The organism is Arthrobacter sp. AL12, from assembly GCF_029960645.1.
GTDB lineage: Bacteria > Actinomycetota > Actinomycetes > Actinomycetales > Micrococcaceae > Arthrobacter.
Window position 1 is genome coordinate 50,358 of the sequence record NZ_JASBQY010000004.1, and the last position, 25,123, is coordinate 75,480.

Genomic DNA, 25,123 nt, shown 5'->3' on the forward strand with positions numbered 1-25,123 from the left:
GTGCTGTTCCCCGGGTGTCCAAGACTCCCAAGATGATTGTAATGCGGTTAAAACACCGGTGGAGCGGACCTAATGGCCCGCCCCACCGACTAAAGACTTGTTGTTACTCTGCAGCTGCTGCAGTCACAATGTTCACAACGCGACGACCGCGGCGGGTGCCGAACTCGACAGCGCCGGGGGTCAGTGCGAACAGGGTGTCGTCGCCGCCACGGCCAACGCCGGCGCCCGGGTGGAAGTGGGTGCCACGCTGGCGGACGATGATTTCGCCTGCGGAAACTACCTGGCCGCCGAAGCGCTTGACGCCGAGGTACTGGGCGTTCGAGTCACGACCGTTGCGAGTGGAACTCGCGCCTTTTTTATGTGCCATTTGGAAATGCCTGCCTTAAAATTCTGGGGAATCTGCTGAAAACCTGAACAGTAACGAGTAGTTACTTGATACCGGTGATCTTGACCTTGGTCAATTCCTGACGGTGACCCTGGCGCTTCTTGTAACCGGTCTTGTTCTTGAACTTCTGGATAACGATCTTGGGACCGCGAAGGTCCTCAAGGATCTCAGCCGTAACCTTTACCTTGGCCAGGTCCGTAGCTGCAGACGTGACCTTGTCACCGTCCACCAGGAGCAGTGCGGGCAACTCAAAGGTGCTGCCGGCTCCACCGGGGACGCGGTTCAGGGTAACGAAGTCTCCAACGGAGACCTTCTCTTGCCGGCCGCCTGCGCGGACAATCGCGTACACCACTGGGGAACTCACTTCTCTCGACGTTTATTACTAGATTTGCGTGCGGAACCTGGGTCCCAAGTTTCTGGTCCGGCTCACGCTGTGCCTCTACGCCGGTGGGTTCCCCGGGGGGACCCATGAGCTATCCCGTGGACAATCACACTCGAAATCGAGTGGAGCGTCCTCAAGGTCATAACCCAAGTGTTGGCGTAAGCACCGAAGATCTAGACTACGCTAATTTTGCCTTCGGCCGCAAATGAGGCTGGTTCCGAAGGGAGGTACGTGGTAGGCGCCACCCTGTATGGACAAGGTGTTGCCGCGACGACTTCCGGAACCGTGCCCACCTATCGTACAGGCTCCGCCCGGCTCCCCGGGTCAGGCGTGCAGCCGCGGCGCGTCGAAGAAGTCGACCTCGTACCGGGCCGACTGCCGGAAGGCCACGGTCATGGCCTGCCGTTCGCTCGCCGAGGCCGCCCGTCCCGCTGCGTCGGCATAGCCGACCGCCTGCCGGGCGGCGGCGGCGAACTCCTCATCCGCATAGGTGCGCAGCCACACCGCATACGGGTGCCCGTCCGGTGAGCCGGCGGCGAGGAACTGCCCGTGCAGGGTCTCCCCGACCTCGGCGTAGAGCCAGAAGCACGGCAGCACCGCGGCCACCAGCACCCCGTAGCTGCCGGAGACGGATGCGGCCAGCAGGTGGTCCACGTAGGACTTGGTGACCGGCCCCAGCGTCACGTCGGCGGTGCGGGTGCTCAGCCAGGTCCGGTGCAGCTCCGACTCGACTTCGAGGCAGTTCTGGGCGGAACGGGCCCAGAAGAGCTGCTCGGCCTCCGTGGGCGCGATCGCGGCGGCCCGCGCCAGGACCCGGGAGTAGCCGTTCAGATACAGGGCGTCCTGGGCGAGGTAGTAGGCGAACTCCTTCTCCGGCAGCGACCCGTCGGCCAGGGTCCTGATGAAGTCCAGGCCGTAAATCGCGTCGAGGTCGGCGGTTGCCGCGTCCCGAAGCGCGGCGGCGAAGGCACCCTGGGCCGGGACGCTGCCGGTCCTGCCGTGGTTCTGGGTGTGCTGCTGGACGTGGTGGAAATGATGCACCGGGCCGTTGCCGGCGCCGACGTCGAGGTCCGCCGAGGCGCGCAGGGCCTCCTGCAGCCAGGGCTTGACCTGGCGGAGCGCGGCCTCCCAGTCCCCCGGACCGTGGTAGCCCATGATTCTGGCCTGCACGGCCGCCATCGCCGAAGACAGCGAGCATCCGGTCCCGTGGCTGTTGCGGGTGGGCACCCGCTCCCCCGGCACCACAACGACGTCCCGGGCCAGCAGTCCGCCCGTGTTGACCAGCGCGTCCGGGCAGCCGGCGGATCCGCCGTCGAGGTGGCCGCCCTTCACCAGGACCGTCGCCCCCGTCTGGGCGGCGAGCCGCTTGCCCTGCTGCAGGGCCTCGGCCCAGTTCCCGGCGGCGGGCTCGCGGAGCAGGATGGCGAGTTCGGCGAGGTTCGGGGTGATCAGGTCGGCGCAGGGCAGCAGCGCCTGCAGGGCCGCCTCGGCGGGCTCCTGGAGCAGCCGGTCGCCGCTCGTCGCGACCATCACGGGATCCAGGACCACGACGGCGGGCCGGGCCTTCTCCAGCCAGCTGCGGACGGCGTCGATCACCGCGGTGTCCCCCAGCATGCCGATCTTGACGGCGTCGATGCCGATGTCCGCGCTAATGGCGTCCAGCTGTGCCGTGAGGAACGCCGCCGGCGGGACATGCACGGCGCTGACGCCGCGGGTGTTTTGCGCGGTCAGGGCGGTGATGGCCGCCATGCCGTAGCCGCCGTGCGCGGCAATGCTTTTGAGGTCGGCCTGGATCCCGGCGCCGCCGGAGGGATCGGAGCCGGCGATCGCGAGCACCCGCGGGATCCGGGGTGCCGACGGGGCGGGGACACATGGAAGGAACGATGAGGTGATGGTCAAGAGACATCCCTTCGCCGGTGCTAACCGGACAGGTTCAACGGGTCTGGATCTCAGCCGGCTCGATGCGCGGCACCCCGTGTCAGGGACCCAGCCTAGCCGGATCCTTAACGAAGCCGCGGGCACGGCCCGAACCTGGCCGTACTGCTACGCCGTCCGGACCGCACCCGCGGCCTTGCTGAACTGTTCCGGTGTTAGAGCTCCGAAGCCGGAACCCCGACGCCGAGGATGATCGGCTCGCTGGAGGCAGTCTTGGCCGCCGGCGTGGTGGCTGCCGGGACCTTGGCCTCATGCACCGAAACTGCGGCGGCCTGCCGCGTTTCCTGGCGCTGTTCCACCGTGGTCTCGTTGGCTGCGCCCTGGGCGCGGCTGGCGCTGCGGTTGCGGCGTCCGCGGCGGGCCCGGGAGGTGCCGGGCTCGGCTTCGGCCTCGGTCTGGGAACCCGGAGCCTGGGCGCGTCCCGGTCCGGTGCCGCCCGTGCGCGCCGGAGCGGCCGTTGCGGTCCGGGCTGCCGGAGCCTTTATTGCCGGCGCATTCAGCGACGGGGCTGCCGGTTCCTGCAGAGCCGGTTCCTGCACGGCCGGTTCCTGCACGGCCGGAGCCGTGGCTGCCTCGGCCTCACCCAGGTGGGCGAAGGCCTCGGTCAGGAGGTCCAGGGTCAGCGCGGGCGCACTCGTGTCGTCGGCGTGTTCCACGAACGGCAGGGCCACCTGCTCACCGCCGAACGTCAGCACGGCGGCGGGACGTCCCGCAGCTTCCTCCGTCGCGGCCAGCTCGACGGCTGCCTCGAGGGCGGCCTGGCGGGTCCCGGCGTCGGCGGCGGTGGCTGCCTCCCCGTCGTGCAGGTGGGCGGCGTGCGCCGCCGCGGCGATGTTTGCCAGCGCGGCACGGGTGGCCTCGGCCTTGGCGTGGCGCTCGGCATCGGTGGGCTCGGCGTGGACGGCCGCCGGGGCGGACTGGTCGTCGGTGCCCTGGCCGCCCCTGCCGCGGCGTCGGCTCTTGCGTTCGGTCCGGGCGGCGGGCTGGTGCTCGGTCCGCGGGACGTGGTGCTCGGCGGCCACGACGTTGGCGCGGCGGTGCTCCACCGGCTCGTCGTGGGTGACGATGCCGCGGCCGTCGCAGGTTTCGCACTGCTCGCCAAAGACCTCCAGCAGCCCGGTGCCCATCCGCTTGCGGGTCATCTGCACGAGGCCCAGCGAGGTCACCTCGGCGACCTGGTGCTTGGTCCGGTCCCGGCCCAGGCACTCCACCATGCGGCGAAGGACGAGGTCGCGGTTGGATTCGAGCACCATGTCGATGAAATCGATCACGATGATGCCGCCGATGTCGCGGAGCCGGAGCTGCCGGACGACTTCCTCGGCTGCTTCGAGGTTGTTCTTGGTGACCGTTTCCTCCAGGTTGCCGCCGCTGCCGGTGAATTTGCCGGTGTTGACGTCCACCACGGTCATGGCTTCGGTGCGGTCGATTACGAGGGAGCCGCCGGAGGGCAGGAAGACCTTCCGGTCCAGGGCCTTGTGGATCTGCTCGTCGATGCGCCACGCGGCGAAGATGTCCGTGTCCTTGGTCCACTTCTCCAGCCGGCCCACGAGGTCCGGCGCCACGTAGGTGACGTAGGCCTCGATGGTGTCCCAGGCTTCCTCGCCGGAAACAATCAGCTTGGAGAAGTCCTCGTTGAAGACGTCACGGACCACCTTGATGGTCAGATCGGGTTCGCCGTAGAGCAGCTCGGGGGCGAGGATCTTGGTCGAGGAAGACTGTCCCTCGATGCCTTCCCACTGGGCGCGGAGGCGGTTGATGTCGTGCGTGAGCTCTTCCTCGGACGCACCCTCGGCGGCGGTGCGGACGATGACGCCGGCATCTTCCGGCAGGCGGTCCTTGAGGATCCGCTTCAGGCGGTTGCGTTCGACGTCGGGCAGCTTGCGGGAGATTCCGGTCATGGAACCGCCGGGAACGTACACGAGGTAACGCCCGGGCAGCGAGATCTGGCTCGTGAGGCGGGCGCCCTTGTGCCCGACCGGGTCCTTGGTGACCTGGACCAGCACGGAGTCGCCGGACTTCAGCGCGTTTTCGATCCGCCGCTGCTTGCCCTCGAGGTTGACCGATTCCCAGTTGACTTCACCGGCGTAGAGCACGGCGTTGCGGCCGCGTCCGATATCGACGAAGGCAGCTTCCATGGACGGCAGCACATTCTGGACCTTGCCCAGGTAGACGTTGCCGATCAGGGAATCCTGCTGGGTCTTCGAGACGAAGTGCTCGGCCAGGACGCCGTCCTCGAGGACCCCGATCTGGATTCTGTCGTCGCGCTGGCGGACGATCATCTGGCGGTCGACCGATTCGCGCCGGGCCAGGAATTCGGCCTCAGTGATGACGGTGCGGCGGCGGCCGGTGTCGCGGGATTCGCGGCGGCGCTGCTTCTTCGCCTCCAGCCGGGTGGAGCCCTTCAGGGACGTGACGCGGTTGTTGACGGGCGCCTCGGTGGCTGCGCGGGGCGCACGGACCCGGGTCACCGTGTTGGGCGGGTCGTTGTCGTCCCCGCCGGTCAGTTCCAGGTCCTGGTCGCCACGGCGGCGGCGGCGGCGGCGGCGCGAGGTCACGCCGTCTTCGAGCTGCTCCTCGGAGTCCTCGTCTGCTTCTTCTCCGGCGTCTTCGGATTCGTTCTCGGCGCCGGGCTCACTGTCGGATCCGCGGCTGCTGCGTCCACGGCGTCCGCGGCTGCGGCGCCGACGGCGGCTTCCGGCGTCCTCGCCGTCACCTTCCTCACCCTCTTCTTCATCGGCTTCAGCCACGGCGGCGGCTGCCGGGGCCGTGGCCGGTCGCACCACGGTGGCCAGGTCGGGGGCCTGGAAGATCATCGAGGTGACCGCTCCGGGCTCAAGGAAGAGCGAGGCGGCGGAGGCTGCCGCGGCGGGTGTGTCGGTGGCGTCTGTTGCTGCTGGCGCAGCGGTTTCGGCGGCTGATTCCACGGGGGCTGCCGCTGCTGCCGCTTCCGGAGTCGCGGCGGAGTCTGCTGCTGCAGGGGTCTCAGGGGCGGGGCTGTCGGCGGCGGGGGCAGCCGCGGCGGGGGCAGCGGCCTTGGCGCGGCTGGCGCGGCGCCGGACCGGCTTCTCAACCGGAACTTCAGCGGCGGCAATGGCGGCGGCGCTCTCCGCTGCTGCCGGGGCGGCCGCCGCTGCGGCGTCGTCGGCGAAGGCCGGGAGGGGTTCGGTCGGTTCGGCGACCTTGCGGGCGCGGGTCCGTCGGGCGGGTGCTTTGGCCTTGGCTTCCGCAGCCGGAGCCTCGGTTGCCTCCGAAGGGACTGCCGCGTCGGCAGCGTCCGCGGAAGCGGCTGCCGTGTCCGCTGCGTCCGCGGGGGCCTCCTTCTTCGGCAGGGCCTTGCGGCGGGTCCGGACCGGCCGCTTCGGCGGCGTTGCCGCAGCTGCGGTTTCTGCTGAGTCCTCGGCACCGAGGGCGTTGTCGTTGGCCGTTACAACCTGGTCATTATCCATATGTGGCGACACTCCTGCCCCTGAGTTGCCGCCACATCCGGCACCCGTTGGGGCAAATATTTGTCAACACCCGCAGGCATTGACAGAAGTCAATTGGATACCCTCAGGTTCGCACCGGCAGTGGGGTGCGGCAGCCCTGGAGGGCCGGCGGAATTGTTCTGAAACCCGTTGATCTACACGTCACAACCAGGTGCCGTCCAATGGCATTGCGGGACAGCCTGGATCAGAGGATCCGTGGCTCCCTGCTCATCATTGGCGGTCTTGGGAACAAAGTCGCCGGACCGGAATCCGGATGTGGATCGGGTTCCAGCCACGATCATTGTCTCACAGGACCTGCGAAATCAGGCGTAAGGGAGGCATCCGGCCTGCACCGTGGACCGAATCACTGGGGACCGCACCACACTTCCCCGGCTTCATCCAGTCTCCGGCGATAGAATCGGACCAGTTGCACCGACCAAAGGACTTTCATTCCATGCCCACCATCTCCAGTGCCACCAGTGAGGCGGCCGCGCAGCAGCAAGGCTCCAGTGAGTTGGCCGCTGAACGGCCGTTGCCTCCGATGACCCGCGACCGTCCGTTCGCGTGGCTCCTGCTGATCACCGGCGTCGTCGGCTGGCTTGCCTCCGGGGCGCTGGTGCTGGAGAAACTGGCGGTCCTTAAGGATCCCAGCCATGTGACGGTGTGCGATGTGAACCCCTGGATCTCCTGCGGGCAGGTCATGCAGACCTGGCAGGGTTCGGTGTTCGGTTTCCCCAACATGTTCATGGGGATTGTGGCGTTCGCCGTCATCATCACCACGGCCATGGGCCTGCTCGCGGGCGCCTCGTTTGCCCGCTGGTACTGGCTGGGCCTGCAGGCCGGCGTGACGCTGGGCTTCGCGTTCGTGGTGTGGCTCTGGTCCCAGGCGCTGTACTCCATCCACATCCTGTGCCCGTTCTGCATGGTCGTCTGGGCGGCGATGATTCCCCTGTTTGTCTGGGTCACCGTCCGCAACGTGACCCACGGCATGATCCGCCTGCCCGCGGGCGCAACCCGGGTCCTGGGCGACTCGGGCTGGATCATCACGGCGCTGCTCTACGTCGCCGTGATCGCCACGATCTTCTTCGCCTTCATCCAGGTCTTTATCGGGACCTCCGGCTACTAGGCGCACGACCCGCAGACCTACGGGGCGCACGACCCGCGTCCAACCTCCGCGAGGTGACAGTTAAGGCCCATGTTCGTCACGAACATGGGCCATAACTGTCACCTCGGCGGAAGGGTGGGTCCGGAGGCAAGGGTGGGTCCGGAGGTTAGTCCTGGAACCAGATTTTGATCTCGCGCTCCGCTGATTCCACGGAATCCGAGCCATGGACCAGGTTCTGCTGCACCTTCAGGCCCCAGTCGCGGCCGAAGTCGCCGCGGATGGTCCCGGGGGCCGCCGTCGTCGGGTCCGTGGTGCCGGCGAGCGAGCGGAAGCCCTCAATCACGCGGTGGCCCTCGAAGATCGCGGCGACCACAGGTCCGCTGAGCATGAACTCGACCAGCGGCTCGTAGAACGGCTTGCCCACGTGCTCCTCGTAGTGCTGCTCGAGCAGTTCGCGGCTCGCGTCGACCTTCTTGAGCTCGGCCAGGGTGTAGCCCTTGGCCTCGATGCGGGCGAGGATGCTGCCGGTCAGGTTGCGGGTGACGCCGTCGGGCTTGATCAGGACGAGGGTGCGCTCAATGCTCACAGCTGCTCCAATGTGTTGGGGGCGGGATTCGGAAATAAGTCTAGTTGCTTTGATCTTCGGGGTGGGCTGCGTCCCAGGCGGCCTGATCGCGTTCGCGCTGGGCGGCCTCCCGGTCGATCCGGATGCCGGTGCGGATGCCGTACCACCAGGCCACGGCGAAGAGGCCGCCGACCAGGAACATGGCCGGCTCCAGGATGCCGGTCAGGATCAGCACGATCTGCAGGATCCAGCCGAGGGCCACTCCCCACGGTTTGGTCAGCACCGCGCAGGTCAGGGCGTAGACCAGGCACAGCGTGATCCCGACCGCGAAGATCAGGACCGGCGGGAATTCATCCCGCCGCAGCCCGAAGACGGTGAGGATGCCGAAAAGAACCACAAAAGCTTCCAGCAGCAGCACCGTCGAGGCAAACAGGACCTTGGTGGAGCGGCGCTTCTTGGGCATGCCGGGCTGCCAGTCGCGCTGGGCTTTGGTGAGTTTCGCCATGGGCTACGCCTCCGCCTTTCCGAGCAGGATCCGGGCTTCCGCGACGAGCGTGATGGACCCGGTGACGAGGACGCCGCCGGCGAGGTCGTCGTTGGCTTCGGCGCGTTCCACGGCCCATTCGAGGGCGTCGTCGAGCTTCTCCGCCACGTGGATGTTGTCCTCGCCGAAACCGAGCTCCAGCGCGAGTTCCGCCAGGTCCTCGGCCGGAACCGCGCGGGGCGAGTTGGACTGCGTGAAGCAGTATTCGGCGGCCAGGTCGCCGAGGAATTCCTTGAGCTGCCGGAGGATTTCCTCGGCGTCCTTTTCCCGCAGGACCCCGACCACCACCACCAGTTTGGTGAAGCTGAACGCCTCGTGGATGGCCTCGGCGGAGACCCGGATCCCTTCGGGGTTGTGCGCGGCGTCCACGATGATGGTCGGCGCGGTGCGAACCACCTCCAGCCGGCCCGGCGCGGTGACGGAGGCGAACGCCTCCTGCACCAGCCCGGCGTCGAGCGCCTTTTCGGCGCCGAAGAAGGCCTCTAGCGCGGCGATCGCGACGGCGGCGTTCTCCGCCTGGTGCGCGCCGTGCAGCGGCACCAGCAGGTCCTCGTAGCGGCCCGCGATGCCCTGGATGGTGACCATCTGGCCGCCGACGGCCACGGTGCGGGATTCGACGCCGAACTCGACGCCTTCGAAGCGGAACGGGACGTTGGTTTCCTTGGCTTTTTCCAGCAGCACCTGGGCCGCGTCGCGGGGCTGCGCGGCGCTGACCAGGAAGCCGCCGGGTTTGATGATGCCAGCCTTTTCGTGGGCGATGTCCTCGGTGGTGTCGCCCAGCAGTTCCGTGTGGTCCAGCGAGATCGGGGTGACCACAAAGACCTGGCCGTCGCCGACGTTGGTCGCGTCGGTGATCCCGCCCAGGCCCACCTCGATAACGGCGACGTTGACCGGCTGGTCCGCGAAGACGGCGAAGCCCAGGATGGTGAGGCATTCGAAGTACGTCAGCCGGGGCTGGCCTTCGGCCTCGAGTTCGCTGTCCACGATGGCCAGGTAGGGGCGGATCTCGTCCCAGATCCGGACGAAGGTCTCATCCGGCACCGGGGCGCCGTCGATGCTGATCCGCTCGGTGACCTTGGACAGGTGCGGGCTCGTGTACCGCCCGGTGCTGAGCCCGTGCGCGCGCAGCCCGGCCTCGATCATGCGGGCCGTGGAGGTCTTGCCGTTGGTGCCGGTGACATGGATGATCGGGAACGCCTTGTTCGGCTCCCCCAGGATGTCCATGGCCCGGTGCAGCGGGGCCAGCCGCGGTTCCATCTTGTTTTCCGGCGCCCGGCCCAGCAGCTCGGCGTAGACGCTTTCTACGGAGAATTCGTCGGTCATGGACTACGCCTCAACTTTCTTGGCAACGCTGACCTGGGGTTCCTTGACGTCGGCCGCAACAGTTTCCAGCTCGATAGTCAGGGTTTCGGTCTTGACGAGTTCCGCGTTGGCCAGCAGGTCGTCGATGACGTCCTGCTGTGCGGTGACGGTGGTGCGGATCCGGTCGCTGACGTTGAGTCCGGCGTCCTTGCGGGCCTGCTGGATGGCGCGGACCATGTCGCGGGCCGCCCCTTCGGCCTCGAGCTCGGGGGTGACCTCGGTGTTGAGGACCACGAAGCCGCCGCCGGGCAGGACCGCGGCTGCCCTTGTGGCAGGACCAGATCCCTCGCCGTCCGCGGCTTCCGCCACGACGGTTTCCAGGGTGAATTCCTGCGGCTCGAGTTCGAGGCCGCCGGCGGTGACCACTCCGTCGTCGCTGAGCGACCAGTCGCCTGACTTGGCGCCCTTGATGGCCTGCTGGACGTTCTTGCCCAGCCGCGGGCCGGCGGCCCGGGCGTTCACTACGAGCTTCTGCTCGATGCCGAACTCCGCCGGGGAGGCGCTGTCGGCGTCGAGCAGGCGGACGGAGCGCAGGTTCAGTTCATCGGCGACGACGGCGGCGAAGCCTTCCAGCGCGTCCGCGCCGGGTGCCACGACAGTGAGTTCCTGCAGCGGCAGCCGGACGCGCAGGTTGGCGGCCTTGCGAAGCGAGGAGCCGGTGGAGCAGATCTGCTGGACCCGGTCCATGGCCTCGACGAGGCCCGGGTTGGCCGGGAACAGTTCCGCGTCCGGCCAGTCGGCCAGGTGCACGGAGCGCCCGCCGGTGAGGCCGCGCCAGATCTCCTCAGAAACCAGCGGCAGCAGCGGGGCCGCGACCCGGCAGACCGTCTCCAGCGCGGTGTAGAGGGCGTCGAAGGCGTCCACGTTCTCGTCGAAGAAGCGCTGGCGGCTGCGCCGGACGTACCAGTTGGTGAGCATGTCCAGGTAGCTGCGCAGTTCATCGCAGGCGCCGGAGATGTCGTAGCTGTCCAGCTGCGCGGTCATGTTCCGGACCAGGTCCCCGGTGTTGGCCATCAGGTACCGGTCCAGGGTGTCGGCGTAGCCGTCGTAGCGCAGCTGCGCGTCGTAGCCCTTCGCCTGTCCACCGGCTGCGCCGGCCGCGTTCGCGTACAGCGTGAAGAAGCTGTACACGTTCCACAGCGGCAGGATGACCTGGCGGACGCCGTCGCGGATGCCCTGTTCGGTGACGACGAGGTTGCCGCCGCGCAGAATCGGGCTGGACATCAGGAACCAGCGCATCGCGTCGGAGCCGTCGCGGTCCAGGACCTCGGAGACGTCCGGGTAGTTGCGCAGGCTCTTGGACATCTTCTGCCCGTCCGAGCCCAGCACGATGCCGTGGCTGATGACATTGCGGAACGCCGGCCGGTCAAACAGCGCGGTGGAGAGGATGTGCAGCATGTAGAACCAGCCGCGGGTCTGGCCGATGTACTCGACGATGAAGTCCGCGGGGTTGTGGGTGTCGAACCATTCCTCGTTCTGGAACGGGTAGTGGACCTGGCCGTAGGGCATGGAGCCGGAGTCGAACCAGACGTCCAGGACGTCCTCGACGCGGCGCATCACGGACTGGCCCTCCGCCGGGGTGCGGGGGTCGTCCGGGTTGGGGCGGGTGAGCTCGTCGATGAACGGCCGGTGCAGGTCCACCTCGCCGGCCTTGTTCAGCGGCAGGCGGCCGAAGTCGGCCTCGATCTCCGCGAGCGAGCCGTAGACGTCGGTGCGCGGGTAGTCCGGGTCGGTGGACTGCCAGACCGGGATGGGGCTGCCCCAGTAGCGGTTCCGGCTGATCGACCAGTCGCGGGCGTTGGCGAGCCACTTGCCGAACTGGCCGTCCTTGACGTTGCCCGGGATCCAATTGATGTCCTCGTTGAGCTCGGACATGCGGTCCTTGAACTTGGTGACCTCGACGTACCAGGAGGACACAGCGCGGTAGATCAGCGGGTTCCGGCAGCGCCAGCAGTGCGGGTAGCTGTGCTCGTAGCTGGCCTGGCGGACCAGCCGGCCCTGGGCGCGGAGCACCTGGGTGATCGGCTTGTTGGCCTCGAAAACCTGCAGCCCGGCGATCTCGGACAGCGGGCCGTGGCTGAACAACGGCAGGAACCTGGCGCCTTCGTCCACGGAGAGGACGACGGGGATGCCGGCCTCTTCACAGACCTTCTGGTCATCCTCGCCGTAGGCGGGCGACTGATGGACCAGGCCGGTACCGTCGGTGGTGGTGACGTAATCGGCCACAAGGAAGCGCCAGGCGTTCTGGTTGCCGTACTTCTCGTCGTCAGCGAAGTAGTCCCAGAGCGGCTCGTAGGTCAGGCCCTCGAGTTCGGTGCCGGTGTGGCTGGAGGTGACCGCGGCCTCGGCCGCGGCGGCACCCTCGGCGCCGTCGCCGTAGCCCAGATCCTTGGCGTAGGCGCCGAGCAGTTCCGCGGCCAGCAGGAAACTGCCAGTGACGGGTGCGTCCGTGGTGGCGGCCTTGACGCCGTGGGGTCCGGCCGGCAGGACCACATACTTGATGGCGGGCCCGACGGCGAGCGCCGCGTTGGTGGGCAGCGTCCAGGGCGTGGTGGTCCAGGCGAGCGCCTGCACACCGGCGAGCTGCCTGGACAGCTCCGACTCCCCTGCCGTGATCGGGAAGGTGACCGTGACGGTCTGGTCCTGGCGGTTCTTGTAGACGTCGTCATCCATGCGCAGTTCATGGTTGGACAGCGGCGTCTCGTCCTTCCAGCAGTACGGCAGCACGCGGTAGCCGTTGTAGGTGAGGCCCTTTTCGTGCAGCTGCTTGAAGGCCCAGAGCACGGACTCCATGTACTCCACGTTGAGCGTCTTGTAGTCGTTCTCGAAGTCGACCCAGCGCGCCTGGCGGGTGACGTAGCTCTTCCACTCGTCGGCGTACTTCATCACGGAGGCACGGCAGGCGTCGTTGAACTTGTCGATGCCCATGGCCTCGATCTGGGTCTTGTCCGTCATGCCCAGCTGCTTCATCGCTTCCAGCTCGGCGGGCAGCCCGTGGGTGTCCCAGCCGAAGCGGCGCTCGACGCGGCGTCCGCGCTGGGTCTGGTAGCGGCCCACGAGGTCCTTGGCGTAGCCGGTCAGCAGGTGGCCGTAGTGCGGCAGGCCGTTGGCGAAGGGGGGACCGTCGTAGAAGACGAATTCGTTGCTGCCACGCTCCCCGCCAGGAAGGTCAGAGGGGCGCTGGTCGATGCTGGCCTGGAAGGTGCCGTCCTCGTCCCAGTACTTGAGGATGCGCTCTTCGACCTCCGGGAACCTCACGGAGGCGGACACACCAGAGGTGTTGGAAGCTGCGTTGGACGCTGCGCTGGAAGCAGAGGTGTTGGAAGCTGCGTTGGACGCTGCGCTGGAAGCAGAGGTGGTGGCGCCTGCGCCGGACGTGGCGGCGGAGGCCTTCGGGTAATAAGTCATCTCGACATCCTGGGTTGAGCTGGTGAACAAAAGGATTCATTCAGGATGCGAGGACGGCCCCTGCACTGTCTTTCGACAACACCGGCACCGCGGTACCACCTCACTTACCGTCGCCGGGCCCCTCAGCGGGACAGAGCACCGGCGTCGGCCGCTCATTACTGCTGTGACGGGCTTACCCGTCCGGTTCTACCGGCCCTGGCGCACTATGTTGCGGGAAACTCGTGGCGCCGGGGCGTTCTTCCGGAAGCTCACCGGTGATGGCCGGGTCAAAGCTGCTGTAAGAAGTCTAACAACTGGAACGGGCCTGCAATGCCTACACTGAATCCCATGATGTTCCGGACCCGGGGCCGCGCTGCCCCGCGAATGCCGGCGGGCGGGGCAGCCGCCGGCTGGCGGTGGCTGGCTGGGCTGGCGGCGGCACCCGTTGTGGTGGTCTCGGTCTTCCGTGCCGTGCCGCGCGAATGGCCCATCACCGCGGTCCAGCTGGTGTCCTTCACACCGTGGCTGGTGCTGCCCGCGGGCGCTTCGCTGCTGTTCGCAGTGCTGGGCCGGCGGCGGTGGATGGCAGGCGCCGCGGCCGGCCTCGTCGCCGTACAGCTCTTCTGGCTGGTCCCGCTGGACTACGCCCGCCCAGCGACGGACCCCGCGGCGGGCCCCGCGCCGGATGCTGTCGCTAACGCCGAGGACGGAACAGTGGAGCTGCGGACCATGAGCCTGAACGCCAAACTGGGCAAAGCGGACGCGGCGGAAATCGTCAGGCTGGTCCGCGCGAACGGCGTCACCCTGCTGGCCCTCCAGGAGTACACCCAGGGCCTCGAGGACCGGCTGGCTGCTGCGGGTCTGCCCGCTCTGCTGCCGAACAGGATCAGCGATCCCGCAGGCCGCGCCGCCGGCACTGCCGTCTACTCGGTCCACGGACTCGTTGCCGCCGGGGAAGTACCCGACTCCCACTTTCCGATGCCGCTGATCCGGCTCACCGCCGAGGCCAACGGGCGACGCGCCGTCGTCGAACTGACGAACGTCCACGTACGTGCACCCGTGGGCGTGGGCCTGCCGAAGTGGCGCAGCGACCTGGCGGCCCTCGGCCGGCTCGCGTCACAGCCCGGGAACGTGGTGCTGGCCGGCGACTTCAACGCCAGTTATGACCATGCCGAGTTCCGGGAGATCCTGCAGGGTGGGGCCCGGACACTGGTGGACGTGGGAACGGCCGCGGGCTCACGCCTGGTCCCCACCTGGCCGATGGGTGACCTGTTCCTCCCCGGCATCACGATCGACCACGTGCTGACCAGCCCGTCGGTGCGCAGCGCGGACTATGCCGTGCACCGCGTGCCCGGGACGGACCACGCCGCCATCATGGCCACGCTCACCGTCCCGGCCACCGGCTGAGCCACGCAACGCGGGGTCACTTTCGGCCCATAAACGCCCGGTTTATAGGCCGAACGTGACCCCGCGTTGCCGCTCCGGGGCCGGGTAAGCGCTGGGCCGCCTCCCGGTATGCGGCGCGCCGGGGCTGAAGGCTAGGCCTTGCGGATCAGTTTGTGGTTGGCGGCCTGCGCCACCGGGCGGATCACGATCTGGTCCAGGTTGACGTGGTGGGGCGCGGTGACGGCGTAGCGGACGACGTCGGCGACGTCCGCCGCGGTGAGGGGCTTCTCGACGCCCTGGTACACCTTGGCGGCGGCCGACTGGTCGCCGAGGCGGTTCAGCGCGAACTCCTCCGTCTGGACCAGGCCGGGGGCGACCTCGATCACGCGGAGGTTGTGCTCGGCCTCCTCGAGGCGCAGGGCGCCGGTGAGCGCGTGCTGGGCGAACTTCGCCGCGTTGTAGCCGCCGCCGCCCTCATAGGCGGAGAGCCCCGCCGTCGAGGTCAGGTTAAGGACGGTGCCTTCACCGCCGGCCCGCAGCATCGGCAGGAACGCCCGGGTGAGCTTCAGGGTGCCCAGGACGTTGACCTCGAACATCCATTCCCAGTCCTCGGTCTTGGCCTCGGCCACCTTGTCCGCGCCCCGGGCGCCGCCGGCGATGTTGATGAGCGTGTCGACGCCGCCGGCACGGGTCACCTCATCGAGGAGCCGGGCGATGTCGGCCTCGTCGGTCACGTCCGCCGGCAGCGCGATGGCGCCGGTGTCCGCAGCGAGCGCCTCCAGCCGGTCCGCGCGGCGGGCGACGGCGTACACGGTCCACCCCTCGGTCCGGAGCGCCCGCACGGTGGCCTCGCCGATTCCGGTGCTGGCGCCGGTGACAACTGCTGCTTTGGCTGCTGATGTCTTGATATCGATTCCTTCAGTCATGGCACCACCCTAACGGCAAGTCCCGCCCCCACGCCGGGCTCCCCCGCGGGAGAACCTGAATGAAGCCGATGGACTCGGCCGACCCAGGAGCGGTCAGCGGGCCAGGAATTCCTGCAGTACCCGGGCATGGTTGGTCTGCGGGTCCCTCGCCGCGAACAGCAGAGTCACCTTCCCGTGCTCGGCGGCCAGGTCCCGCAGCGTCTGCACGGCCGGGTTGCCGTCGAGTTCGGCCTCATAGGCGGCCCGGAAGTCGGCAAAGCGTTCCTGCATATGGGCGAACCCGGTCCGCAGCGGCGGCGAGGGCGCCACGTCCTTGAGCCACAGCTCCAGCTGCGCGCGTTCCTTGCTGATCCCCCGCGGCCAGAGCCGGTCCACGAGGACCCGGCAGCCGTCGTCGTCCGCGGGTTCGTCATAGATGCGCTTGATCGCGAAGGGTCCGGCAGGACTTCCCTGAGAATTGCCCATCTGCGCATGCTACTTCACGCCGCTTCCGCTCCGGCTACACCCGGACAACCCCTCCGGTGTCTTCGACGGTCGAACTAATGGAAGAATTGGGCCCATGGCTGAAGACACGCAGGGTACAGACACGCCCACCACCGCCCCCATCAACGTTCCGGACAAGCCCGCCCTCGAGGGGCTGGAAGACGCCCTCACCCGGCGCTGGCTTGACGAAGGGACCTACAAGTTCAACCCGGACACCACGCGGGAGCAGGTGTACTCGATCGACACTCCCCCGCCCACGGCGTCGGGTTCGCTGCACGTCGGCCACATGTTCTCCTACACCCAGACCGACGTCCTGGCCCGCTACCAGCGCATGACCGGCAAGAACGTTTTCTACCCGATGGGCTGGGACGACAACGGGCTGCCCACCGAGCGCCGCGTGCAGAACTACTACGGGGTGCGCTGCGACCCGACCACCGCGTACGACGCCGGCTACCGGCCCCCGGCCGAGCCCGCCAAGAACCAACGCGACTTCGACGTCGTCTCGCGCCGGAACTTCATCGAACTGTGCGAGGAACTCGCCGTCGAGGACGAAAAAGTCTTCGAGAACCTGTTCCAGACGCTCGGCCTGTCTGTGGACTGGGACCTGACCTACCGCACGATTGACGACAAGTCCCGCGCGATCTCCCAGCGCGCCTTCCTGGCGAACCTCGCGGCCGGCGACGCCTACATGGCCGAGGCACCCACCCTGTGGGACGTCACCTTCCGCACCGCCGTGGCCCAGGCCGAACTCGAGGACCGCGAGGTCGCCGGTGCGTACTACCGCTACCCGTTCTTCACCGAAGACGGCGAGAAGATCTACATCGAGACCACCCGCCCGGAACTGCTGGCCGCCTGCGCCGCCCTGGTGGCGAACCCCGACGACGAGCGGTACCAGCCGCTGTTCGGCAAGAAAGTCACCTCCCCGCTGTTCGGCGTGCAGGTCGAGGTCAAGGCCCACCCGCTGGCCAAGGCGGACAAGGGCTCCGGCGTCGCCATGGTCTGCACCTTCGGCGACCTGACCGACGTCACCTGGTGGCGGGAACTCCAGCTGCCCACCCGGGCGATCGTGGGCCGCGACGGGCGCATCATCGGCGAGACCCCGGAGTGGATCACCACCGCCGAAGGCCGCACCGCCTTCGAGTCGATCGCCGGCAAGACGGTCTTCAGCGCCAAGGAAGGCGTCGTGGAGCTCCTGGCCGCCGACGGACTCCTCGACGGCGAACCGAAGAAGATCATGCACCCGGTGAACTTCTTCGAAAAGGGCGACAAGCCCCTCGAAGTGGTCACCTCCCGGCAGTGGTACATCCGCAACGGCGGCCGCGACGCCGAACGGCGCGAGCGGCTCATTGCCCGCGGCCAGGAAATTGAGTTCCACCCGGCGTTTATGCGGTCGCGGTACGAGAACTGGATCTCCGGACTGAACGGCGACTGGCTGGTCTCCCGCCAGCGCTTCTTCGGTGTGCCCGTACCGGTCTGGTACCCGCTCGACGCCGACGGGAACCCCGACTACGACGCACCGGTGGTTCCCTCCGACACGCAGCTGCCGGTGGACCCTGCCGCGGACGCGGCTCCGGGTTACGAGGAGGCCCAGCGCGATGTGCCGGGCGGCTTCACCGGCGACGCCGATGTGCTGGACACGTGGGCCACGTCCTCGCTGACCCCGCAGATTGTGGGCGGCTGGAGCACCGACGAGGCGCTCTTCGCCAAGGTCTACCCCTTCGACGTGCGCCCGCAGGGCCACGACATCATCCGGACCTGGCTGTTCTCCTCCGCGGTGCGCGCCGACGCCCTGCAGGACTCCGCGCCGTGGAAACACGCAGCCATCTCCGGCTGGATCCTGGACCCGGACCGCAAGAAGATGTCCAAGTCCAAGGGCAACGTCATCGTCCCCACCGATGTGCTTGAGGAATACGGCTCGGATGCCGTGCGGTACTGGGCGGCCTCGGCCAAGCTCGGCGCGGACACGGCCTACGAGATCGCGCAGATGAAGATCGGCCGCCGGTTGGCGATCAAGCTGCTCAACGCCTCCAAGTTTGTGCTGAACCTGGGCGCCACGGAGAACTCGGTGGTGTCCGGTGACCTGTCCGTTCTGGGCAACCCGCTGGACCGGGCCGTGCTGGCGCAGCTCTCCGACGTGGTCCAGCAGGCCACGAAGGCGTTCGAGAACTATGACTATGCCCGGGCCCTGCAGATCACCGAGAGCTTCTTCTGGCACTTCACCGATGACTACGTGGAGCTCATCAAGGACCGCGCCTACGGTGCCGCCGGCGAGGCCGAGCAGGCGTCCGTCCTCGCAGCACTGGCAACGAGCCTGGACACGCTGCTGCGCCTGTTCGCCCCGTTCCTGCCGTTCGCCACGGAGGAAGTCTGGAGCTGGTGGCGCACCGGTTCCGTGCACCGCGCCGCCTGGCCGTCCGCCATTACGATCGACGGTGACACGAACCTGCTGGCCACCGTCGGGACCGCGCTCAGCGGCATCCGCAAGGCCAAGTCGGAGGCCAAGGTCAAGCAGCGCACGGAGGTGCTGTCCGCGACCATCACGGCCTCGGAGTCCCTCACCATTCAGCTCAAGGCCGGCCTTGCCGACCTCAAGGCGGCGGCCAACGCCCGCGAGCTGACCCTGGCGGTGGGCGACGGCGACCTGACCGTCAGCGACGTCGTCCTGGCGCCGGCCGAGGAGCCCGCGCAGGCATAAGGACGGCCGTAACGGCATCCACAACGGGGGCTCTCCGCCCGGCTGAGGCCGGGCGGAGAGCCCCCGCTTTTGTTCCAAAGGTCGTGCGGACCGGGCCTCAGGCCTCGAAGGAGGTCTCGAAGTGCGTCAGCACCGGTGGGGCGGCCAGGATGTCCCCCAGTCCGCTCGCGCCGTCGCCGGCCCGCCACGCGCGGTAGGCGGAGTCGTGCTCCAGCGACGCCCACTGTTCGACCACAAGAAAGTGCGCCGGATCGTTGCTGTCGACCAGGACATCGACACCGAGGCATCCGGCGAACGCCCGTGTGTCGGAGAGGATCTCACGGAGCACGGCCGGCGCTGTGGGCAGGGCTTCCGCTTTGAGGGTCAGGTCAAGGTGGGCTGTAATGGGCATGGCGCTCCAATGTTCGCAGGTGGGCAAAGGCCACAGGACACTACCGGGCAGGATGCCTGGACCTCCCGGCTCCGGGACCGGTGCCCTGCCATTGGAGGCAACAGCGGCGCCGCCGGGCTTGTTCCTTCGGATCTGCTCAACGGGCCTTCTACCGCTGCTGCCCCCCGGAACCCCGGCTGCGCCGTTCCGCTTCGCTGATGGCCCAGGCGGCATTGACGAGGCCGATGTGGCTGAACGCCTGCGGGAAGTTTCCGAGCAGTTCGCTGCTGTCCGGTGCGACCTCCTCGGCCATCAGGCCAAGGTCGGTGGCGAACCCGGCGGCCCGATCGAAGACGTCCCGCGCGCGTTGCGTCTCTCCGGCCAGGGCCAGGGCATGGGCCAGCCAGAACGTGCACAACAGGAAAGTCCCTTCCTCCCCCGCGAACCCGTCCTCGTCCCGGTAACGGTAGACGAGGCCCCGGGAATCTGTGAGCCGTTGCTCAACCGCCTCGATCGTGGCGCGCATCCGCGGGTCGTCCGCCGGGAGGAACCCTACGATGGCGAGCATCAGGGCCGAGGCGTCGAGGTCGTCGGAGCCGTAGGCCTGGGTGTAGGCATTGGCGGCGGGACTCCAGCCATCGGTGCGGATGGAGGCCGCGATCTGCCCGCGGGCCGCGGTCCAGCGCCGGACCCTCCCGGGCGTCCCGAGGATGTCGGCGAGTCCGATGGCCCGGTCGACGGCCACCCAGCACATGAGCTTGGAGTGCAGATAGTGGCGTGGCTCCCCGCGCACCTCCCAGATGCCGTGGTCGGCTGAGCGCCAGCGGGAGGCGGCGGCATCGGCGGCGTCGGCCAAAAACCGCCGGGTGTCCGGTGCGAGCTCCGCGAGGTACTCCGGCAGCGTGGCGGCGGCGTCGAGCAGTTCACCGTAGACGTCGAGCTGGCGCTGGTTCCACGCGCCGTTGCCCACCCGGACCGGGGAGCTGGCGCGCCAGCCGGGCAGGTGCGCCAGGTTCCGTTCGGGCAGCTCGCGTTCCCCGCCGACGCCGAACATGACCTGCAGCTCCTCGCCGGCGGCGAGCTGGCGTGCCGCCGCCGTCGCCAGGAACTGGAAGAATTTTCCAGCCTCGTCCGGGCAGGCGGCCACCCAGAGTGCCTGCAGGGTCATGCTCGCGTCCCGGATCCAGGTATACCGGTAGTCCCAGTTGCGCGTGCCTCCGGTGACCTCCGGCAGCGACGTCGTCGGGGCGGCCACGATTGCCCCGGTCGGGTAGTAGGTGAGCGCCTGCAGCAGCCGTCCGCTGCCGGCGACAAGGTCCTGCCACGGTCCGCGGTAGTTCTGGTGCATCCCGGACCAGCTGCTCCATCCCTGCACCGTGTCCCCGAGCCGGCGGGTGATGTCGGTCTGGCTCCACAGTACCGGCCCGCCGTCCGCGCCGGGGCGGGAGTGGAGGGCGAACCCGAGAACGTCCCCGGCACGAAGGCGCACCCGGGCCTGTGCGGTGTCCGGGCCGAGCTGGAAGGGCACCGCCGTCGAGAACGACATCACCATGGACCCTGCCCTGATCAGGATGCCGCCATCCTCTGCGTACAGCAGCGGCCGGGACAGACCATAGTCGGGACGGGCGCTCAGCACGATGTCGACGTCGACGGTTCCGTGGCTGCAGGACACCTGGCGGACCAGGGTTCCGGGCGAATCCGCCCCGAGGTCATGACCCCGCCGGCCGTCGCCGAGCACCAGGGCGTCCGTGACCGTGACGCCGCCTTCCGGGGTGGTGTGGGCCGTCTCCAGCACCATCGTCGGGCCCAGGTAGCGGCGGGTCGAGGAGCATGCACCGGCCGGTCGGATCGACCAGAATCCCGCATCCTGGCCGAGCAGCCGTCCGAACACGGAGGGGCTGTCAAAACGCGGGAAACACAGCCAGTCAACGGAGCCGGAGGCGCTGAGCAGCGCCGCGGAGCAGCAGTCGGACAGCAGTGCGTAGTCGGCGATGGGTTCACTGCTCATGGGCACCCTGTCCGTGGGTTGAGCCGGTCCGGTGAAGCTGTGCTGGGCGAAGCCGTTTTTGGGCAAAGGGGAAGCCCCATCAGCGTGTTGCCGTTGGTGGGGCTTCGACTTTTCGATTGTCACGTGACGTCTTAGACAATCTGGCGGGATCCTTGGATTTTCAGGTCTTCCTACCTCGTCACTGGTAGCCATCATCTGACTTTGCCGAAGGCTGCGTCGGATGAGTGTCACTGAATCTTTGGTTCCTGCGTCCCGCTTCTTTCGAAGTGGGTAAGTTCAATTGTGATCCCGGCCGCCCGGATACACAAGAGCCCCGGAAGAACTACATCAGAGTAGTTTCTGCCGGGGCTCTTCGCTGCCCACCGGGGGCGTTTTTGGCCCGCCAGGGCGGCTAGTTGAAGACGGGGCTTTCGGTCCGGCTGCGCTTGATTTCGAAGAAGTACGGGAACGATGCGAGGGTCACCGACGCGTCCCACAGGCGGCCGGCGTCCTCGCCCCGCGGGATGCGAGTGAGCACGGGGCCGAAGAAGGCGGTGCCGTTGAAGGCAACGATGGGTGTGCCGACGTCCTGGCCCACCAGCGAAATTCCGGCCTCGTGGCTCGTGCGCAGTGTGGCGTCGAATTTGTCGGTCTCCCCTGCTGCCGCGAGTTCCGCGGGCAGGCCGACCTCGGCGAGGGACTTGGAAATGACTTCGGCGATGTCCTTGTTGCCCTCATTGTGGATCTTGGTGCCCATGGCGTCATAGAGTGCCTTGACGTGCCCGGCGCCGTGCTGCTCGGCGGCGGCCGTGATGACCCGCACCGGCGCCCAGGCCTTGGTGAGGAACGCCTTGTACTCCTCCGGGAGCTCCTCGCGGCCCTCGTTGAGCATGGCGAGGCTCATGACGTGCCATTCGGTGCCGATGTCGCGGACGTCTTCCACCTCGCTGATCCAGCGGGAAGTCACCCAGGCAAAGGGGCACATCGGATCAAACCAGAAGTCAGCTTTATTGGTTTCAGGCACAGGTGTTCTCCTCGGGAAGTCTGCGGGAAAAAGAGGGCGCAGCGCCGGACCAGCGACCGGGAGCACCACAGGGAACAGCAAGCAGCGGGGCCTGTTTATTCCGGATCAGGCGGACTTGCGGCGCTTGACGTCGTGGGCGATCATCGTGGGCTCAGCCTTCTTGGAGACCACGTCTTCGGTTATGACGACCGTGGCGATGTCGTCGCGGCTGGGCAGGTCGAACATCACCGGGAGCAAGACTTCCTCCATGATGGCGCGGAGCCCGCGGGCGCCGGTGCCGCGCTCCAGCGCCTGGTCCGCGATCGTGTTCAGGGCCTCCTCATCGAAGACCAGCTCAACGCCGTCGAGCTGGAACATCTTCTGGTACTGCTTCACGAGGGCGTTCTTCGGCGTGGACAGGATCTGGATGAGCGCAGACCGGTCCAGGTTGGACACCGTGGTAATCACCGGGAGGCGGCCGATGAATTCCGGAATGAGCCCGAACTTCAACAGGTCCTCGGGCATGACCTCGCCGTAGGAGTCGGCGTTGTTCTTGACCTCATTGAGCGGGGCCCCGAAACCGATGCCCTTGCGCCCGGACCGTGAACCGATGATCTCCTCGAGGCCGGCGAAGGCGCCGGCGACTATGAAGAGCACGTTGGTCGTGTCGATCTGGATGAATTCCTGGTGCGGGTGCTTGCGCCCGCCCTGCGGCGGAACCGAGGCGACGGTGCCCTCGAGGATCTTGAGCAGGGCCTGCTGCACACCCTCGCCCGAGACGTCCCGGGTGATGGAGGGGTTCTCGCTCTTGCGCGAAATCTTGTCGATCTCATCGATGTAGATGATGCCCTGCTCGGCCTTCTTGACGTCGTAGTCGGCGGCCTGGATGAGCTTGAGCAGGATGTTCTCGACGTCCTCGCCGACATAGCCGGCCTCGGTCAGCGCGGTGGCGTCGGCGACGGCGAAGGGGACGTTGAGGCGGCGGGCCAGGGTCTGCGCCAGGTAGGTCTTGCCGCAGCCGGTGGGGCCGATCAGCAGGATGTTGGACTTGGCGATCTCGACGTCGTCGTGATGGACGCCCTCGGCGAGGCTGCCGCTCTTGGGGGCGTGCCCGGCCTGGATGCGCTTGTAGTGGTTGTAGACCGCGACGGCGAGGGAGCGTTTTGCGGGCTCCTGGCCGATCACGTATTCCTGCAGGAAGTCGAAGATCTCGCGGGGCTTGGGCAGTTCAAAACTGCCCAGGTCAGCTACTTCGGCGAGTTCTTCTTCAATGATCTCGTTGCAGAGTTCAATGCACTCGTCGCAGATGTAGACGCCGGGCCCGGCAATGAGCTTCCGAACCTGCTTCTGGCTCTTTCCGCAGAAAGAACACTTCAGCAGATCCGTGCTCTCGCCAATCCGAGCCATATGTGAACCCCTTTAGAATCTTGCTGCCGGCCGTGTTCGACTCCTGCGCAGCGCTGCACCCGTTACTGGAATCACGGACGCGCCTTGGAAGGCGCCAGCCGTGACATGTTCCACTCTAGGTCACTTTGGGCCTGTTGGGTGGAAAGCCGACGCCGGTGCGGCCACAAAAGTGGGCCGCACCGGCGTCGGGTACTGCTTGTGACGTAACGGCTTGCTACTTGGTAATCGCCTGGGGCTTCATCTTGCGGGAATCCAGCACCTGGTCGATCAGTCCGTACTGCATCGCCTCGGCCGCGGTGAGGATCTTGTCGCGCTCGATGTCGTTGTTGACCTGTTCCGGCGTCCGGCCGGAGTGCTTGGCCAGCGTGTCCTCGAGCCAGGCCCGCATGCGCATGACCTCGGCGGCCTGGATCTCCAGGTCGGAGGCCTGGCCGCCCTGGCCGCCGGAGAGCGAGGGCTGGTGGATCAGAACGCGGGCGTTCGGAAGCGCGAGCCGCTTGCCCGGCGTGCCGGCGGCGAGGAGCACGGCGGCGGCACTGGCTGCCTGGCCGAGGCAGACGGTCTGGATCTCCGGGCGGATGTACGTCATGGTGTCGTAGATCGCCGTCATGGCGGTGAAGGAGCCGCCCGGGGAGTTGATGTAGAGCGTGATGTCGCGGTCCGGGTCGGTGGACTCGAGCACGAGCAGCTGGGCCATCACGTCGTCGGCCGAGGCGTCGTCGACCTGGACGCCAAGGAAGATGATCCGGTCCTCGAACAGCTTGGTGTACGGGTCCTGACGCTTGAAGCCGTAGGGGGTGCGTTCTTCGAACTGCGGCAGCACGTAGCGGCTGCTCGGCAGGTTACCGGCCGTCGAACCGAAGTTGTAGTTCATGTTCATTGCTCCTGAATTCATTGCTGTCTGCCTGCCGGTCAGTTCTCGGTGGCATCGTCGGTTGAGTCGGTGACTGAGGCCGTGTTGTCGGCGTTGGTTCCGCCACCGCCCGCTACGGATCCCGCGTGCGCCGCGATCTTGTCAAAGAAGCCGTATTCGAGGGCGTCCTTGGCCGTGAACCACTTGTCGCGGTCATTGTCCTTGAGGATGGTCTCGACCGTCTGCCCGGTCTGGTCCGCCGTCAGTTCGGCCATGACCTTCTTCATGTGCAGGATGAGCTCGGCCTGGATCTTGATGTCCGAGGCCGTGCCGCCGATGCCGCCGGAGGGCTGGTGCATCAGGATGCGGGCGTTGGGGGTGGCGTAGCGCTTGCCCTTGGTGCCGGAGGAGAGCAGGAACTGCCCCATCGAGGCGGCGAGGCCGGTGGCAACGGTGACGACGTCGTTCGGGATGAACTGCATCGTGTCGTAGATGGCCATGCCGGCGGTGACGGAGCCGCCCGGGGAGTTGATGTAGAGGTAGATATCCTTCTCGGGGTTCTCGGCCGAGAGCAGCAGCAGCTGCGAGCAGATCGCGTTGGCGTTCTCGTCGCGGACCTCGGAGCCGAGCCAGATGATGCGCTCTTTCAGCAGGCGGTTGTAAATGTAGTTATCCTGGGCTGCCGGATCGACAGTAGCCATCCGGGGTGCCCCTGCTTGCTGTGACATGTGTACTTACCTCTCGCTGGCGACGGTGACGCCACTGGACGACATCACTGAACTTTCCTACATGGACACTAACGGTTTTCCCGGCGCCATTGTGCTCAGGCGCGGGGCTGTTCGCTGACGGCGCACGATTGCCCGGGAGGGTTCATCACGGGCTTA

At 67.5% G+C, this 25,123-nt stretch carries 19 protein-coding genes and 1 riboswitch; of the genes, 3 read left to right on the forward strand and 16 right to left on the reverse strand.

Annotated elements, in window-relative coordinates:
• Positions 1-103: 103 nt before the first annotated feature.
• From rpmA to QK291_RS06245, 4 genes are all read right to left on the reverse strand, one after another.
• On the reverse strand, positions 104-367 hold the full coding sequence (rpmA, locus tag QK291_RS06230; RefSeq protein ID WP_120949928.1) for a 50S ribosomal protein L27: 264 nt from the start codon (positions 365-367) through the stop codon (positions 104-106).
• 61 nt (positions 368-428) lie between these two features.
• Positions 429-737 (reverse strand): 50S ribosomal protein L21, encoded by a 309-nt coding sequence (gene rplU, locus QK291_RS06235; RefSeq protein ID WP_282380108.1) that lies wholly within the window; start codon positions 735-737, stop codon positions 429-431.
• 354 nt (positions 738-1,091) lie between these two features.
• Positions 1,092-2,666, reverse strand: coding sequence for a bifunctional hydroxymethylpyrimidine kinase/phosphomethylpyrimidine kinase (locus QK291_RS06240; protein ID WP_282380111.1), 1,575 nt, complete (start codon positions 2,664-2,666; stop codon positions 1,092-1,094).
• Positions 2,656-2,753: riboswitch (TPP riboswitch) on the reverse strand. It overlaps the preceding gene by 11 nt.
• A gap of 104 nt (positions 2,754-2,857) precedes the next feature.
• Complete coding sequence (locus QK291_RS06245) at positions 2,858-6,148, reverse strand: Rne/Rng family ribonuclease (RefSeq protein ID WP_282380113.1); 3,291 nt, start codon at positions 6,146-6,148, stop codon at positions 2,858-2,860.
• A 472-nt stretch (positions 6,149-6,620) separates the two neighbouring features.
• Here QK291_RS06245 and QK291_RS06250 point away from each other — a divergent pair, with 472 nt between their 5' ends.
• Positions 6,621-7,292 carry a vitamin K epoxide reductase family protein gene (locus QK291_RS06250; protein WP_282380115.1) on the forward strand — a complete coding sequence of 224 codons (672 nt, stop codon included), beginning with the start codon at positions 6,621-6,623 and terminating at the stop codon, positions 7,290-7,292.
• 145 nt (positions 7,293-7,437) lie between these two features.
• Here the strand turns inward: QK291_RS06250 and ndk are convergent, their stop codons facing one another.
• Genes ndk through ileS form a run of 4 tightly spaced genes read right to left on the reverse strand, consistent with a single transcriptional unit; the run spans position 7,438 to position 13,150 of the window.
• Entirely contained in the window at positions 7,438-7,857 is a 420-nt protein-coding gene (ndk, locus tag QK291_RS06255; RefSeq protein WP_282380118.1) for a nucleoside-diphosphate kinase, read from the reverse strand.
• Between the two features lie 40 nt (positions 7,858-7,897).
• The gene (locus QK291_RS06260; RefSeq protein WP_282380121.1) at positions 7,898-8,341 is read right to left on the reverse strand and encodes a DUF4233 domain-containing protein; all 444 of its coding nucleotides are present in this window, start codon (positions 8,339-8,341) and stop codon (positions 7,898-7,900) included.
• Between the two features lie 3 nt (positions 8,342-8,344).
• Positions 8,345-9,703 carry a folylpolyglutamate synthase/dihydrofolate synthase family protein gene (locus QK291_RS06265; protein WP_282380125.1) on the reverse strand — a complete coding sequence of 453 codons (1,359 nt, stop codon included), beginning with the start codon at positions 9,701-9,703 and terminating at the stop codon, positions 8,345-8,347.
• A 3-nt stretch (positions 9,704-9,706) separates the two neighbouring features.
• Positions 9,707-13,150, reverse strand: a complete 3,444-nt coding sequence (ileS, locus tag QK291_RS06270) for an isoleucine--tRNA ligase (protein ID WP_282380126.1) — start codon at positions 13,148-13,150, stop codon at positions 9,707-9,709.
• A gap of 327 nt (positions 13,151-13,477) precedes the next feature.
• Here ileS and QK291_RS06275 point away from each other — a divergent pair, with 327 nt between their 5' ends.
• Positions 13,478-14,536: an endonuclease/exonuclease/phosphatase family protein gene (locus tag QK291_RS06275; protein ID WP_282380128.1), complete on the forward strand. Its 1,059-nt coding sequence runs from the start codon at positions 13,478-13,480 to the stop codon at positions 14,534-14,536.
• A 131-nt stretch (positions 14,537-14,667) separates the two neighbouring features.
• Here QK291_RS06275 and QK291_RS06280 read toward each other — a convergent pair whose 3' ends face one another.
• Positions 14,668-15,441, reverse strand: a complete 774-nt coding sequence (locus QK291_RS06280; protein ID WP_282380129.1) for an SDR family oxidoreductase — start codon at positions 15,439-15,441, stop codon at positions 14,668-14,670.
• Between the two features lie 93 nt (positions 15,442-15,534).
• Positions 15,535-15,906 (reverse strand): DUF488 family protein, encoded by a 372-nt coding sequence (locus QK291_RS06285; RefSeq protein WP_282380130.1) that lies wholly within the window; start codon positions 15,904-15,906, stop codon positions 15,535-15,537.
• Between the two features lie 94 nt (positions 15,907-16,000).
• Between QK291_RS06285 and valS the strand changes: the two genes are divergently transcribed.
• A complete protein-coding gene (gene valS, locus QK291_RS06290; RefSeq protein WP_282380132.1) occupies positions 16,001-18,619 on the forward strand; it encodes a valine--tRNA ligase in 2,619 nt (872 codons plus the stop codon).
• Positions 18,620-18,716: 97 nt separating this feature from the next.
• Here the strand turns inward: valS and QK291_RS06295 are convergent, their stop codons facing one another.
• From QK291_RS06295 to QK291_RS06320, 6 genes are all read right to left on the reverse strand, one after another.
• Positions 18,717-19,010, reverse strand: coding sequence for an antibiotic biosynthesis monooxygenase family protein (locus QK291_RS06295; RefSeq protein WP_282380134.1), 294 nt, complete (start codon positions 19,008-19,010; stop codon positions 18,717-18,719).
• A gap of 148 nt (positions 19,011-19,158) precedes the next feature.
• A complete protein-coding gene (locus QK291_RS06300; protein ID WP_282380136.1) occupies positions 19,159-20,997 on the reverse strand; it encodes a glycoside hydrolase family 15 protein in 1,839 nt (612 codons plus the stop codon).
• A 391-nt stretch (positions 20,998-21,388) separates the two neighbouring features.
• Positions 21,389-22,000, reverse strand: coding sequence for a DsbA family protein (locus QK291_RS06305; protein WP_282380138.1), 612 nt, complete (start codon positions 21,998-22,000; stop codon positions 21,389-21,391).
• 105 nt (positions 22,001-22,105) lie between these two features.
• A complete protein-coding gene (gene clpX / locus QK291_RS06310; protein ID WP_282380141.1) occupies positions 22,106-23,386 on the reverse strand; it encodes an ATP-dependent Clp protease ATP-binding subunit ClpX in 1,281 nt (426 codons plus the stop codon).
• Positions 23,387-23,600: 214 nt separating this feature from the next.
• Positions 23,601-24,260: an ATP-dependent Clp protease proteolytic subunit gene (locus QK291_RS06315; RefSeq protein WP_282380489.1), complete on the reverse strand. Its 660-nt coding sequence runs from the start codon at positions 24,258-24,260 to the stop codon at positions 23,601-23,603.
• Between the two features lie 38 nt (positions 24,261-24,298).
• Positions 24,299-24,940, reverse strand: coding sequence for an ATP-dependent Clp protease proteolytic subunit (locus tag QK291_RS06320; protein WP_282380143.1), 642 nt, complete (start codon positions 24,938-24,940; stop codon positions 24,299-24,301).
• Between the last annotated feature and the right edge of the window lie 183 nt (positions 24,941-25,123).

Bases quoted from the DNA above. Each gene is read 5' to 3' on its own strand.
- QK291_RS06250 (WP_282380115.1), top strand. From the start codon at position 6,621: ATGCCCACCATCTCCAGTGCCACCAGTGAGGCGGCCGCGCAGCAGCAA.
- QK291_RS06300 (WP_282380136.1), bottom strand. From the start codon at position 20,997: ATGAGCAGTGAACCCATCGCCGACTACGCACTGCTGTCCGACTGCTGC.
- QK291_RS06280 (WP_282380129.1), bottom strand. From the start codon at position 15,441: ATGACTGAAGGAATCGATATCAAGACATCAGCAGCCAAAGCAGCAGTT.
- QK291_RS06275 (WP_282380128.1), top strand. From the start codon at position 13,478: ATGATGTTCCGGACCCGGGGCCGCGCTGCCCCGCGAATGCCGGCGGGC.
- QK291_RS06265 (WP_282380125.1), bottom strand. From the start codon at position 9,703: ATGACCGACGAATTCTCCGTAGAAAGCGTCTACGCCGAGCTGCTGGGC.
- QK291_RS06285 (WP_282380130.1), bottom strand. From the start codon at position 15,906: ATGGGCAATTCTCAGGGAAGTCCTGCCGGACCCTTCGCGATCAAGCGC.
- QK291_RS06295 (WP_282380134.1), bottom strand. From the start codon at position 19,010: ATGCCCATTACAGCCCACCTTGACCTGACCCTCAAAGCGGAAGCCCTG.
- clpX (WP_282380141.1), bottom strand. From the start codon at position 23,386: ATGGCTCGGATTGGCGAGAGCACGGATCTGCTGAAGTGTTCTTTCTGC.
- QK291_RS06245 (WP_282380113.1), bottom strand. From the start codon at position 6,148: ATGGATAATGACCAGGTTGTAACGGCCAACGACAACGCCCTCGGTGCC.
- valS (WP_282380132.1), top strand. From the start codon at position 16,001: ATGGCTGAAGACACGCAGGGTACAGACACGCCCACCACCGCCCCCATC.
- QK291_RS06320 (WP_282380143.1), bottom strand. From the start codon at position 24,940: ATGGCTACTGTCGATCCGGCAGCCCAGGATAACTACATTTACAACCGC.
- rpmA (WP_120949928.1), bottom strand. From the start codon at position 367: ATGGCACATAAAAAAGGCGCGAGTTCCACTCGCAACGGTCGTGACTCG.
- QK291_RS06315 (WP_282380489.1), bottom strand. From the start codon at position 24,260: ATGAACTACAACTTCGGTTCGACGGCCGGTAACCTGCCGAGCAGCCGC.
- ileS (WP_282380126.1), bottom strand. From the start codon at position 13,150: ATGACTTATTACCCGAAGGCCTCCGCCGCCACGTCCGGCGCAGGCGCC.
- QK291_RS06260 (WP_282380121.1), bottom strand. From the start codon at position 8,341: ATGGCGAAACTCACCAAAGCCCAGCGCGACTGGCAGCCCGGCATGCCC.